The organism is Chryseobacterium salipaludis (genome assembly GCF_022968825.1).
Classification (GTDB): Bacteria; Bacteroidota; Bacteroidia; order Flavobacteriales; family Weeksellaceae; genus Kaistella; species Kaistella salipaludis.
In genome coordinates, this window is the sequence record NZ_JALHKS010000001.1 from 560755 (window position 1) to 574878 (window position 14124).

The 14124-nt window shown below is 44.3% G+C and carries 11 protein-coding genes; 3 read left to right on the forward strand and 8 right to left on the reverse strand.

Going from position 1 to position 14124, the window contains the following annotated elements:
* Nucleotides 1-6: 6 nt before the first annotated feature.
* The 4 genes from lpxA to MVI27_RS02580 form a co-directional block, all read right to left on the reverse strand.
* Nucleotides 7-795 carry an acyl-ACP--UDP-N-acetylglucosamine O-acyltransferase gene (gene lpxA / locus MVI27_RS02565; protein ID WP_246959119.1) on the reverse strand — a complete coding sequence of 263 codons (789 nt, stop codon included), beginning with the start codon at nt 793-795 and terminating at the stop codon, nt 7-9.
* Entirely contained in the window at nt 796-2193 is a 1398-nt protein-coding gene (locus MVI27_RS02570; protein WP_246959120.1) for a bifunctional UDP-3-O-[3-hydroxymyristoyl] N-acetylglucosamine deacetylase/3-hydroxyacyl-ACP dehydratase, read from the reverse strand. It abuts the gene before it with no gap.
* Complete coding sequence (gene lpxD / locus MVI27_RS02575; protein ID WP_246959121.1) at nt 2186-3217, reverse strand: UDP-3-O-(3-hydroxymyristoyl)glucosamine N-acyltransferase; 1032 nt, start codon at nt 3215-3217, stop codon at nt 2186-2188. Before lpxD ends, MVI27_RS02570 begins: the two co-directional genes overlap by 8 nt.
* 62 nt (nt 3218-3279) lie before the next feature.
* Nucleotides 3280-4488 (reverse strand): HD domain-containing protein, encoded by a 1209-nt coding sequence (locus MVI27_RS02580; protein ID WP_246959122.1) that lies wholly within the window; start codon nt 4486-4488, stop codon nt 3280-3282.
* Nucleotides 4489-4715: 227 nt separating this feature from the next.
* Here MVI27_RS02580 and porX point away from each other — a divergent pair, with 227 nt between their 5' ends.
* The 3 genes from porX to MVI27_RS02595 all read left to right on the forward strand — a co-directional run bounded on the left by porX (nt 4716) and on the right by MVI27_RS02595 (nt 9103).
* Nucleotides 4716-6257, forward strand: coding sequence for a T9SS response regulator signal transducer PorX (porX, locus tag MVI27_RS02585; RefSeq protein WP_246959123.1), 1542 nt, complete (start codon nt 4716-4718; stop codon nt 6255-6257).
* A 138-nt stretch (nt 6258-6395) separates the two neighbouring features.
* Nucleotides 6396-7166: an exodeoxyribonuclease III gene (locus MVI27_RS02590; protein WP_246959124.1), complete on the forward strand. Its 771-nt coding sequence runs from the start codon at nt 6396-6398 to the stop codon at nt 7164-7166.
* A 293-nt stretch (nt 7167-7459) separates the two neighbouring features.
* Nucleotides 7460-9103 carry a CotH family protein gene (locus tag MVI27_RS02595; protein WP_246959125.1) on the forward strand — a complete coding sequence of 548 codons (1644 nt, stop codon included), beginning with the start codon at nt 7460-7462 and terminating at the stop codon, nt 9101-9103.
* Nucleotides 9104-9222: 119 nt separating this feature from the next.
* On the opposite strand, the gene MVI27_RS02600 is transcribed toward MVI27_RS02595, so the two are convergent.
* The 4 genes from MVI27_RS02600 to MVI27_RS02615 all read right to left on the reverse strand — a co-directional run bounded on the left by MVI27_RS02600 (nt 9223) and on the right by MVI27_RS02615 (nt 14076).
* Entirely contained in the window at nt 9223-9606 is a 384-nt protein-coding gene (locus tag MVI27_RS02600; RefSeq protein ID WP_246959126.1) for a septal ring lytic transglycosylase RlpA family protein, read from the reverse strand.
* A 307-nt stretch (nt 9607-9913) separates the two neighbouring features.
* Nucleotides 9914-11215, reverse strand: a complete 1302-nt coding sequence (gene rimO, locus MVI27_RS02605) for a 30S ribosomal protein S12 methylthiotransferase RimO (protein ID WP_246959127.1) — start codon at nt 11213-11215, stop codon at nt 9914-9916.
* A gap of 1550 nt (nt 11216-12765) precedes the next feature.
* Nucleotides 12766-13623, reverse strand: coding sequence for a glucose-1-phosphate thymidylyltransferase RfbA (rfbA, locus tag MVI27_RS02610; protein WP_246959128.1), 858 nt, complete (start codon nt 13621-13623; stop codon nt 12766-12768).
* A gap of 66 nt (nt 13624-13689) precedes the next feature.
* The gene (locus MVI27_RS02615) at nt 13690-14076 is read right to left on the reverse strand and encodes a four helix bundle protein (RefSeq protein WP_246959129.1); all 387 of its coding nucleotides are present in this window, start codon (nt 14074-14076) and stop codon (nt 13690-13692) included.
* Between the last annotated feature and the right edge of the window lie 48 nt (nt 14077-14124).

The following is a 14124-nucleotide window of genomic DNA, read 5'->3' on the forward strand; positions in this document are numbered from 1 at the left end:
ACAAAATTATTCTTTGCCGGTGCCGTAGCCTTTCACGATTCCGCGCGGGGAATTGCGGATGAATTCCAGAATTTCATCGCGCTCAGCGGTGGGCAGCATTTCTTTTTCAATGTAACCGGCTGCCTGGGAAACGTTCATTTTCATCTGGAAAATGGCACGGTAAATTTTCTGAATCTCAAAGATTTTATCATTGCTGAAACCTCTGCGGCGAAGTCCGATACTGTTGATACCGGCGTAGGCCATCGGTTCGCGCGCTACTTTAATATACGGAGGAATATCTTTACGGACCAGGGTACCGCCCGAAATCATCACATGCTTGCCTATTTTTCCGAACTGGTGTACGGCAGATAATCCGCCCATCACGGTATGGTCGCCGATTTCCACATGTCCGGCAATTCCGCAGCCATTTACGATGATCACGTGGTCGCCGATAACGCAGTCATGCGCTATGTGGGAAGTCGCCATAATGAGACAGTCATCCCCAATTTTGGTGTAGCCCAGCGCTTTAGTTCCCCGGTTGATGGTCACACACTCGCGGACGGTCGTCCCATCACCGATGATGACCTGGGTATCTTCACCGTCAAATTTCAGGTCCTGCGGGATCGCAGATATTACGGTTCCCGGAAAAATGCGGCAGTTCCGGCCGATGCGCGCGCCGTCCATAATGGTGACATTCGGCCCGATCCACGTACCTTCTCCGATTTCGACATCTCCCGCAATGGTGGTAAATGCTTCGATCGTCACATTTTTGCTGATATTGGCACGTTTGTCAACGGCTGCTAGCTGATGAATCATTTATTCTGCTTTGTTTTTAGCTACCTGCGCCATCAGTTCGGCTTCCACCACAACACTGTCGCCTACGTAGCCAAAGCCCTGCATGTGTACAATTCCTCTTCGGATGGGTGAGATGAGTTCAATTTTGAAAACAAGCGTATCACCGGGAACTACTTTTTTCTTAAACTTAACTTTATCTATTTTAATAAAATAAGTGGAATAGTTTTCCGGATCCGGCACGCTTGCCAGCACCAGGATACCACCCGTCTGCGCCAGCGCTTCGACCTGTAGTACACCCGGCATCACCGGTTCTTTCGGGAAGTGGCCCACGAAGAACGGCTCGTTCATCGTCACGTTCTTTAAACCTACCACATGCGAATCCGACAGTTCCAGCACTTTATCGATGAGCAGGAAAGGCGGACGGTGCGGCATCAGTTTCATAATGCCGTTGATATCGAATACCGGTTCTTTGTTAATGTCAATATCCGGTACGTTTTTCTTTTTCTGAAGTTTCCACTGGCGGTTCAGTTTCTTTGCAAACTGGGTATTTACGAAATGCCCTGGCTTATTCGCGATTACTTTCCCTTTAATTTTAACGCCTACCAGCGCCAAATCGCCCACCACATCCAGCAGTTTGTGCCGTGCAGCTTCGTTTGGGAAGTTAAGCGTCAGATTATCCAGAATACCGTTCGGACGAATGGACACCTGATCTTTGCCAAAAGCATCTTTCAGTTTCTCCGCGGTTTCCGGCGTCAGGTCTTTATCTACATAAACAATTGCGTTGGAAATATCGCCGCCTTTAATCAGGCCGGCGTCCAGCAGCATTTCCAGTTCGTGCAGGAAAGAGAATGTGCGCGCCGGCGCAATCTCATCCTTGAATTCCGAAATATCTTTCAGTGTTGCGTTTTGTGTACCCAAAACTTTGGTACCGAAATCCACCATGGTGGTGACTTCATAATTCTCTGACGGGATAATGGTGATTTCAGAACCTGTATTGCTGTCGGTGTAGGTCATCACCTCTTTGACCACCAGATATTCTCGGGCCGCGCTTTGTTCTTCCACGCCCGCTTTTTCAATCGCCTCAACGAACAAGCGTGCTGAACCGTCGAGGATCGGCGGTTCAGCACTGTTCATTTCCAGTACGGCATTATCAATATCGCAGCCAACCAAAGCGGCCAGCAGATGCTCACAGGTGTGGATGCGCACGCCCAGTTTTTCCAGGGTGGTGCCACGCTCTGTGGTCGTTACATAATTTACATCGGCTTCCACATGCGGATGGCCTTCCAGATCGGTACGCACAAACACAAAACCGGTATTTTCCTTACCTGGTTTCATGGTCAGCAGGACCTCGCGCCCTGTATGCAGCCCGATGCCGGACAGGGAAATTTCTTCCCTCAGGGTTTTTTGTTTATCACTCATTAGGTTGCTCTTTTGAGTTTTGCTCAAGATTATTTAGTCTTTTGACGATATTGGTGAAATTTCGGAAATGCACATAGTTACGGCGGTATTCGCTGGCACTGATGGCCGGCGATCCGTAGAGGATTTCGCCGTCTTTAGCTGAAGAGTTCACCCCGCTTTGTGCCTGTATTTTCACCTGATTTCCTATATTAATATGGCCTACGATGCCTGCCTGGCCGCCAATCTGATTCCAGTTGCCGATGACCGTGGAGCCTGCAATTCCGGCCTGCGCGGCAATCACATTATGCTGCCCGATCTGTACATTGTGGGCGATCTGGATCAGGTTATCGATTTTGGTTCCTTTCCCGATGCGGGTAGATCCTATGGTACCGCGGTCAATACTGCAGTTGCTGCCAATTTCCACATCATCCTCCAGGACTACATTGCCCAGTTGCGGAATCTTCTTAAAACCATCTTTTGTCGGCTGGAAACCGAAGCCATCGGCGCCGATTACAGTGTTGCTGTGCAAGATGCAGTTATCACCAATCACACAGTAGTCGTAGATCCGGACCCCGCTATACAGAACACAGTTTTTACCGATCTTCACATTTTTACCGATATACACATGCGGATACACCTGCGTACCATCGCCGATTTTTACCTTCTCGGATACACAGGAGAACGCACCCACATATACATCCTCACCAACGGTGGCAGTTTCATGGAACACAGCACCCTGCTCAATTCCGGTACGGCGCTCCTGCATCTGCTGATACAGGTTCATAAGCACCTGAAAAGAAAGGTACGCGTCTTCAACGACAATTACAGTGGGAGTATAGGGCTGGTCTTTCAGCAGTTTTTCCGATACGATGAGTACCGAACATTCTGAATGGGGAATCAGGTCTGCAAACCGCTCCTGCGCCACGAAAGAAAGATGCCCTTTGGCACCGCTTTCAATGGGGGAAACGCCTGTTATCAGCGCTTCGGGGTTTCCGATAATTTTTCCGTCAATAAATTCAGCAATCTGCGAAGCGGTAAATTCCATATCGTGCAAAGATAGCAATTTCCCAAATATTGCCAACGCGCGATCTTGTTATTTGCCAGGCCTTACTGCCGTGGAAATGAGAGTATATATTTGGTAGTCAGTGCATCCATACAGCCGGAGAGAATCTGGTTTTCCGATTGCTCCAGTTTGACCGTAGTGCCATCTTTCTGGAGCAGGCAGATCGGCTGCCGCGCCGGGTCATACGGCAGCAGGGAACGCTTCAGTTCCACGACCAGATCACTGCCGGTGCCGGGGCCATACATCTCTTCTGCCTTCGCCTGCTTTTCAGCAATCAGTTCAGCCTCAAACGGTTTCGATGAAATAATGGTGCGCGGAAAACTTCGCTGCACCACGCAATTGCATAAATAAGATAAAATAACATCATCGCTTTTCGCCCAAAGTTTCATTGCCTGCAGAATATCATTGTCATCCAGCTGTGTAAACCGGCCGATGTCTTCCCGGGTGGCTTTTCCTTCGCGGTCGCGTTTTAAAAAATGCAGGAGATTTTCCGAGGCCTGCAGTTCCACACCTGCGGCAGTGAGCTGCTTGGCCCGTGCCAGAATACGGACCAGCAGATATTCCGCAATGGCGGCCGTCTTGTGATAATACACCTGCCAGTACATAAACATCCGGGCCGTCAGAAAGTTTTCAATACTGTAAATTCCCTTTGCATCAATCACCAGCTCTTCACCGCAAACATTCATCATCGATATAATTCGCTGGGTATTAACATTTCCTTCGGCAACACCGGTATAAAAACTGTCGCGTTTCAGGTAATCCAACCGGTCCACATCCAGCTGCGAGGAAATAAGCTGATTGAAAAAAGCGCGGTGGTACTGCCCCCGGAACATTTGAATCGCAACTGATAATTGCCCGTCGAATTCCGCATTGAGCTCCTCCATTAATAATAAAGACAAATGCTCATGATGCCAGTCATTCATGATCATATTTTCCAGTGCGTGGGAAAAGGGCCCGTGGCCCACATCGTGGAGCAGAATGGCCAGCATGGCGGCTTTTTCTTCTTCTTTGCTGATCTTCACACCTTTCATCCGCAGTGTATCGAGCGCAGTGTACATCAGATGCATGGCACCCAGCGCGTGGTGAAAACGGGTATGGGTGGCGCCCGGAAAGATCAGACTCAGTAAGCCCGTTTGCGATATACGGCGCAGCCGCTGAAAATAGGGATGTTCAATAACATCAAATAAAATTTCATGCGGAATGTGAATAAATCCGTGCACCGGATCATTAATGATTTTAAACTTGTTGGTCATATCCTTTCTTAAAACGGGCCTAGAGAACAAAAGTACGGTTTTGCTGCTGACTGCTCCTTATCTGTACGCCTTGTGGCTTTAATTTATGTCTCCCGACCGTACTTTAACGGAACTTTAACGACCTTTTACCAAAAACTTAGCAGCAAGTGGTCGTACTTTTGGACGAAGATGAAGCAGCTCAACCGGGCTGTATTGAGAAGAAGAACAAATCCCCCTAATTTTAAACTATGCCAAAACTGATCTGGATTGATGATGAAGTAGATTTACTTAAACCTCATATTGTATTTTTAGAAAGCAAAGGCTACGAGGTAGCGCCGGTGAACAATGTGAATGAAGCACTGGAAATGATGGAGAACGACAAATATGAACTGGCCCTCCTGGATGAAAACATGCCGGGCATCTCTGGTCTGGAAGCCATTCCGATGATTAAAGAACTGGACTCCGCTATTAAAATAGTAATGGTGACCAAAAATGAGGAAGAGCAGATCATGGAGCAGGCGATCGGCAGCCAGATTGCCGATTATATCCTGAAACCGGTCAATCCGCACCAGGTGCTTTTGTCTCTAAAGAAAAACCTGCAGGAAGATTCCTTGGTCGAGCAGAAAACCATTCTGGAATATCAGCAGGAATTCCGCAACCTCTCGATGGAACTCTCCTACCTGAAGACGTATGAGGAATGGGCAGAGTACTACAAGAAAATCCTGAACTGGGAGATTAAATTTGATAAGGTTTCCGACAGTGAATTTGCGGATCTTCTGCAGTCTCAGAAGGAAGAAGCCAATATTCAGTTTGCCAAATTTATCGAGAATAATTACGAAGACTGGCTGACCTCTTCTGACAAGCCGATGATGAGCCATACTTTATTTAAAGACAAAGTAAAGCCGGAACTGGAAAAGGACAAAGTGTTATTATTGATGATTGACAATCTGCGCTATGATCAGTGGAAGGTGATTGAACCGCTGTTCACACGTTTTTATAACAAAACATCTGAGGATTATTACTACAGCATTCTGCCGACAGCAACACAGTATGCCCGGAATTCCTTTTTCGCGGGCCTGATGCCCTCGGAAATCGAGAAACGTTTCCCGCAGTATTGGTTTAATGATAATGAAGAAGGCAATAAAAACGAGCACGAGCGCGATTTCCTGGAAGATCAGCTGAAGCGCCTGGGAATGTCCAACAAGAACATGAAATACCTCAAAATCCTGAATGCCGATTTTGAACGTAAGATTTTCGATGATTTCAATCAGCATAAAAACAATGACCTGCTGGCCATTGTATACAACTTCATTGATATATTAAGCCACGCCAAGACGGATAACGTGATCGTCAACCAACTGATTCGCGATGATAAAACGTTCCGGTCGCTGACCTACAACTGGTTTGAAAATTCCTCACTGATGAAGATTATCAAAGCGGCAGCGGAGAACGGTTTTAAACTGGTGATTACCACTGATCACGGTACGATCTACGTGAAGAAACCGAGCAAGGTGGTAGGTGACCGCGAAACATCCACCAACATCCGCTACAAAACCGGGCGCAGCTTAACCTACGAAGACAGCGATGTGTGGGCGATTTCCAATCCTGAAAAGCTGTTTTTGCCGAAAGGAAATTTAAGTTCAAAATACATATTCGCCAAGAACAACACTTTCCTGGCATACCCTAAAAACTACAATCACTTTGTGAATTATTATAAGGATACTTATCAACACGGTGGCATTTCGCTGGAGGAATGCATCATCCCGATTGCGATACTGGAGCCTAAATAGTTTTTTTTCATAGTTTATTTCTATAAGGCTTCTGGGGCGGAAGAGATCAGTGATCTTTCCCGCCTTTTTTATTTATTTTTGCCAAAGGCAGGACGCACGGTTTCCTGTACTGTTCCATTAATATAAATCTAATTTTTTGTGAGAGTTATTTCTTATAATGTAAACGGCATCCGGGCTGCGTTTACCAAAGATTTTCTGGGCTGGCTGCAAACTGCCGCGCCGGATGTTATTTGCATCCAGGAAAGCAAAGCCGGCCAGGACCAGATCGACATCGACAGCCTGCAGGAGCTGGGCTACCACAGTTACTGGCACTGCGCCGAAAGAAAAGGGTATTCCGGGGTGGGAATCGCCTCCAAGCAGAAACCGCTGCACGTGGAGTACGGCTGCGGCATTGATTGTTATGATGTGGAAGGGCGCATCATCCGCGCGGATTTTGAGAACTGCTCGGTATTATCTGTGTACGTTCCGTCGGCCTCGAATATCGAACGGCTGGAATTTAAAATGCAGTTCTGCGAAGATTTCCTGAGCTATATTAAAGAGTTAAAACAAACGATTCCCAACCTCATCATCTGCGGCGATTTTAATATTTGTCATCAGGAGATCGACATTCACAATCCGGATGGGCTGAAAAACACCTCGGGCTTCCTGCCGATGGAACGCGACTGGCTGACCCGCTTTCTCAGCGAGTGTGAAATGATCGACAGTTTCCGCCACTTTAACTCTGAACCGGATCATTATTCCTGGTGGAGTTACCGCCAGAATTCGCGGGCCCGGAATAAAGGCTGGCGCCTGGATTATAATTTTGTGTCGCATACGCTGAAAGAAAAGCTGGCACGCGCCGTGATTCTGAAAGAAGCGGTGCATTCGGATCATTGCCCGGTGCTGGTGGAGTTGCATCAGATTTCATAAGATTGCTTTATCGCTCCGTATAAACGGAGCGTTTTTTATTTATAATAAAACATGTTAGTACGCTGCATTAATTTCAATCAACTTATTATTATACATTACTTCTTTTAACTGATGAGGCACTTTACTTTATAATTACAAATAACTAATTAAAAGACACCATTGTACAAAATTGTACAATGGCTGTGAATGTTTGGATCTCTTATCTTATAAACCTAGTTTTGCGGGAATTTTATTTAAACGTTATGTTAAGAAGATCTACATTTTTTCTATTGCTGTTAATTTCAGCCTGTTTTATGTCTCAGCAGAAACTTGTAATTCCTAAAGAGTTCTACAAAGTCGATGTTGCGAAAAAAATGATTTTATCCAATTATGATCTATCCAGCATTAATGGAAATTCTGGTATCAATACGATTACTTTGGATCAGGATTATGCTTTCAAGTCACCTGCCAATAATGTGGAGGTAGGCGAAAGCTATGAATTGTTCGCCATCAAAAATGGAAACGAGTACGTGCTTTATTTTACCGAATTACCTATTGTCACTATTAATACACCTTCTGTTATTGTAGATACTCCAAAAGTATTGGCAGAGTTTTCACTTTCAGAAACTGGTAAGCCTGAAATAAAATCAAAAATCGGCATCGAATACCGCGGAGCTTCTTCGCAGGCTTATCCTAAAAAATCATTGGAAATTGAATTTTGGGAAGATAATGATGGAACTAGTACTAAAGACATTCCAATCTTGGGTATGATGAATCACGATTCATTTAATCTGCAGGCGATGTATTCTGAAGACAGCCGTGTCCGTAGCAAAACCGGAAATGACCTTTGGCTGCAGATGAGTACACTGTCTTATCAGGAGAAAGAGCCGGAAGGTAAAAATGGCATCTTAGGTCACTTTGTTGAAATGTTTATGAATGGTGAATATTACGGCGTCTACAATTTATCAGAAAAAGTAAACAGGAAGAACCTGAAGCTAAAAAAATATAAAGATGGGATCCGGGGAGAACTGTATAAAGGGAAAGATTGGGGTGGCACCACCCTATACAGCTACGATACAAGCTTTGATAACACTTCCGCTATGTGGTCCTCATTTGAGTTCAAACATCCAAAAGGGTATTTCGACTGGCAAAATCTATACAATTTCGTAAGTTTTGTAGTAGACGCTGATCACACGACTTTTGCGCAGCAGATTGCCTCGAAATTTGAAGTTGATAATGCAATTGATTATTATATATTCCTCAACGTCCTGCGTGCCATCGATAACACCGGAAAAAATTTGTATATAGCCAAATACGATAAAAACACAAAATATTTTTATGTTCCGTGGGACTTGGACGCTGCTTTTGGCTACAGCTGGGACAGCACCCAATTAAATGATTATGGCGGACTGCTTACAAATGGCCTCTATGACAAGTTATTCAAAAATACGCAGACAGATATATTCCGTCAGCAGTTAGGCAAACGCTGGCAAGAACTTCGACAAACCTTTATTACGCATGAAAATATTATGTCGTTGTTTAATGAAAACCATGAATATCTGGTACGCAATAAGGTTCTTGAACGGGAAGCTAAAGCTTGGGATTATACAGAAAATCCTACTGCATTAAATTATATGAGCGAGTGGCTACAAAACAGAATAAACTATCTGGACGGTCAGTTTGGCCCAATGCTGGCGACTGAAAACATTTCTAAAGCAACAGAAAAATCTATTGTTTATTATCCAAACCCGGTGAAGGACCAACTTTCGATCGTAAATAAGTACGGTGAGAAAGGTATTATCAAGATCTATTCTGCAACCGGGCAGTTAGTATATCTCTCATATGCTTTTAAAGGCGAAGAAACAGTTGATACCTCAAAACTACCGGACGGGATTTATTTTGGAAAATTTGAAACCGGTGATCGCAGCGAAAGTTTTAAAATTATCGTCGCAAAATAGATTTAGCTTTAATAGGGATTGTACTCATATAATATAAACCTTAAAGGTTTACAACTGACATAAAAAAGCTGTCCTGCAATTATTGCAGGACAGCTTTTGTATAGAGCAGAAAAGAAAGTTTATCCTTCGCCTTCCACTATTTCGTATTCTACAGGCATGGTGCCTCTTGCCGGGTTGCCGATGGCTTCATACGCAGCGCGCGAAAGATCCAGGGCGCGGGAAGCGTGGAAAGGTCCACGGTCGTTGATTTCTACGATAACGCTTTTTCCGGAACGAAGATTGGTTACTTTAATTTTAGTTCCGAAAGGCAAAGACCGATTGGCGGCGGTGAGTTTCGAGTTATCGAAGATATCTCCGCTGGCAGTTCGTCTGCCGTTGAACTTGTCGTGATAATAGGAAGCAAAACTTGTTCGCTTCCCTTCTTCGTTGTTACTGTTCTTAAACGAAGATAAACCAAGACTTGAAATCATCATTATGATTACGAGAATACCTCTTTTCATCATGTTGAATATATTTATGGGTTTTGACGGGGCAAATGTATTTCTAAATCGAAATACGCCCTATTCCATCTGTTAAATTCTGTTAACAGTTTCCTAAATATATCTTAAAGACTGTCTGAAACTCCCTGTTTACGCAGGTTTACAAAGTTTCTTAAAAAGTGTTAAAATTAAAGATCTGATGTTAATACTTTTAACTATTTATGGCAGCTTACCTGTATAATTTTCGTCACTACGCGTTGACAATCATCTCGTTACAAATAAAAACTCCCTCATAAAAGGAAGTTTGTTTTTTTTCTTGATAATTACTATTTTATACCAATTCACCGTATAAATCGAATTCTTCTGCATTGGTGATTCTCACATTGGCGAAGTCACCGATGGAAATATACGTATCAGTTACCTCCACCAAAACAGTATTGTCTACATCCGGAGAATCATACTCGGTACGTCCAATGAAATAATTGCCCTCCTTGCGGTCGAAAATGCAACGGTAAGTTTTGCCGATTCTCTCTTGGTTCTTTTCCCAGGAAATCTGTGACTGCAACTCCATGATTTCTTCTACCCGGGCTTCCTTTAATTCTTGTGGAACATCATCTTCCAGCACATAGGCGCTGGTATTTTCTTCATGTGAATAGGTAAAGCAGCCCAGCCGGTCAAATCGCTGGGTTCGCACCCACTCTTTTAATTCCTGAAAACGCTCCTCGGTTTCACCCGGGAATCCTACGATCAGGGTGGTACGGATGGCCATGTCGGGTACCTGTGTACGGAATTTGTCCAGCAGCGCATTGGTCTTCTCAAACGTTGTTCCGCGCTTCATGGCTTTCAGAATATCGGTGTTAATATGCTGCAAAGGAATATCCAGGTAATTACACACCTTAGGCTCTGTACGGATAATTTCCAGTACATCTTCCGGAAAGCCGCTGGGAAACGCATAATGCAGACGGATCCATTCAATCCCGTCTATTTTCACCAGTTCTTTGAGGAGATCACCGAGTGCGCGTTTTTTATAAAGGTCCAGGCCGTAATATGTTAAATCCTGCGCGATCAGGATGAGTTCCTTCACGCCTTTCCGGGCCAGTTTCTGGGCTTCGGTCACCAGGTTTTCAATGGGAGTGGACACATTTTTACCCCGCATCAGCGGAATCGCACAAAATGCACAAGGGCGATCGCAGCCTTCGGCGATCTTCAGGTACGCGTAATGGCGCGGCGTGGTCGTTAACCGCTCCCCTACCAGTTCATGTTTATAATCTGCACCGAGGTGCTTGAGCAGTACCGGCAAATCACGGGTCCCGAAATACTGATCCACGTCGGGAATCTCGCGCATCAGATCCGGTTTGTACCGCTCAGAAAGACAACCGGTCACAAAAACCTGCTCCACTTCGCCGCGCTTTTTTGCCTCCACAAAATCCAGGATGGTGTTGATGGATTCTTCCTTGGCATTATCGATAAAGCCGCAGGTGTTGATGACCACGATATCGCCACGGTCTTCGTGGACGACCTCTTTGCCATTGGCTTCGAGCTGGCCCATCAGGACTTCAGAGTCATAGACATTCTTAGAGCAGCCGAGGGTTACAATATTTATTTTCTTTTTTCCGGTGGATTTTGTACGCATAAGTAACTGATTATGAAACTACCGGGCGGCAGTTTTTTTGTGGCTGCAAATTTAGTGAATTATTTGCAGGGAGCAGTGCCTGAATTAAAGGTCATTTAAAAAGAACCTTCGACCAATAGATCATCTTCCATGAGATTAACTGGAAGGCTTCTTTATTTCATATGAGTATATCTGTGGAATCTGTTTCTGCGAAACGCTATGTGTGTAAGGTTGATCGCAGATCCGTGTATATCTGTGAAATCTGTGTGATTCACAATGCAGTTTCCGTGTTCCGGAGGAACATCATCTGTGTAGAATAAAGATTTATAGTGAAGACGTATTCCGGCGGAACACTATCTGTGTGAGAAGTTGGCTTAAAGGTTCGTGTATATCTGTAGAATGCAGTTTTTTATTATGTCCTTTTGCCTTGATGCAAACGGACCAAAAAATCAAGGACTGGAAACTCGGCTGAAATCGGAAATTATTTTCTAAAATTTACCAAACTCGGGCGGAAATAAAGGTTTGTCTTCGATGTTAGACTTTAGCAGACACTCGAACAGGTAAATTTTTTAACGAAAATAATTTTCGCATTTTAATCGCCTCCGTTTCCTATGTCCCTGTTTGATTAATCGATATAAATCCAATGTGCTCTTGTAACTTGTCGAGCTATCAATATGTATAATGCTGACATATGGTGTAGATACAGCATGATCTATTCATATCGGTAAGATTAATAGGCTATAACAACGCATTCAGCAGAGTATGATGCAAGATGCAAGGAGCAAGGGACGGGATGCATCTGTGGATTTACGTGCGATTCATTTTGCAATTTCTGCGTTCACGGAGGAATATCATCTGTGTAGAATAAAGATTTATAGTGGAGACGCGTTCCGGCGGAACGCTATCTGTGTGAGAAGTTGGCTTAAAGATCCGTGTATATCTGTGCAATCTGTGCGCTTCTATTATGTCCTTTTGCTTCATCTTTTTATTTATTTTTAAAGGAATCAGCGAACCCGCGAAGGCGGGTTTGCCTTGATGCAATTGCGAAGCATATCACGAATACAAATAAACAATGAAAAGGAATGAGTAAACGGACCAAAAAATGACTCTCCGATTATAATATTTTTATAGGAATATCTTCGATTTCAAGGACTGGAAACTCGGCTGAAATTTTAAAACGTATCCTAAAATTCATAAAACTCGGGCGGAAAGAATAATGAGTCTTCGATGTTAGATTTTTGCCGCCACTCGAACAGATGAATTTTTTAACGGATACTTATTTAAAATTTTTAATCGCCTCTGTCTCCTAAGTCCGGAGCTTATTGTTAGCTTGAGGACTGATGATTGATTGGTGCAAGCTGCAGGGTGCGGAATAATCCGTGTACATCTGTGGAATCTGTGCGCCAAAATAATTTAACTTACGCTGCAGAACGCTTGCAACTTGCTGATCGCTTCTTTTCTGCGACAGCCATCTACGCAAATCTCTGCACATCCGATCTTTTATAACCAACTCTTTGCACAAAAAATCCTCTCCGTAAAAGGAAAGGATTCTGTAAACTTATATGATAACCTTAAATCAGATTCTTAAGATAGGAACCATAGCCGCTTTTACCATATTTTTCAGCGGCCTGCAAGAGCTGTTCTTCATTAATAAAGCCTTTCTTGAAAGCAATCTCTTCGATACAGGAAATCTTAAAACCCTGTCGTTTCTCCAGAACTTTCACAAATTCAGAGGCTTCGTGCAGCGAATCGAAAGTACCGGTATCCAACCAGGCGGTACCGCGCGACATGACACCGACTTCCAGTTTGCCCTGCTCGAGGTAAATTTTATTGACATCCGTAATTTCCAGTTCTCCGCGCGGAGAAGGTTCCAAATTTTTTGCGATTTCCACTACTGAGTTATCATAGAAGTACAAGCCCGGCACGGCATAATGCGATTTGGGGTTTTCCGGTTTTTCTTCAATGGAAACGGCTTTCAGGTTGTCATCAAATTCCACCACGCCATAGCGCTCCGGATCGGCCACCTGATACGCAAAGACACAACCGCCCTGCACTTGGGTTTTACTGGCCAGCAATTCCGCCAGGCCGGTGCCGTAAAAAATGTTGTCACCCAGCACCAGCGCCACCGAATCATCGCCGATAAACTCTTCACCCAGAATAAACGCCTGCGCCAAGCCATCGGGGCTGGGCTGCACTTTGTATTGAATACTACAGCCAAGAGCGGAGCCATCACCGAGCAGTTTTTTAAATCCTTCCTGATCATGCGGCGTGGTGATAATGAGAATATCCCGTATCCCGGCCAACAGTAAAGTGGACAACGGATAGTAAATCATCGGTTTATCGTACACCGGCATCAGTTGCTTACTGACCGCGATGGTTAACGGATAGAGTCTGGTGCCGGAACCGCCGGCGAGGATAATGCCCTTCATATTAAGTAAGTGAATTTTTGAGTAATTAACTGATTGAGTAGTTGAGTGATTAAGTTTCTGGAGTAATTATATTTTAGGATGGAATGTCCACTTTTTCGAGTTGGTAACCATGGATACCAGCATGGCTAATATTTCGTCGTATTCTGCGTAAAGTGAATCATAGATCTGCTGATCGATGTAATGACAAGCCAGGGCATAATCCAACCAGTTCTGCGTTTCGGCTGCCTCGCCATCGGCATCGGTAATCTTACTTACAAACATCTTTTCGTATCTCCTCTTGCGCCAGGCCTCTGCAATATTAGCGCTGACTGAACGGGACGATCTTAAAATCTGGTCGGTGAGTGAATATGTTTCCTCTTTAGGGAATGTACGTGTAACATGATAAATCTCCATGGCACAGGAAAATGATTTTTGGTAGACAATTAAGTCCTTATGAAATTTAATGAAACTCATACCGAATGATTTATTCTTAAAAATACAAAAAACCCCGTTTATCGAGCA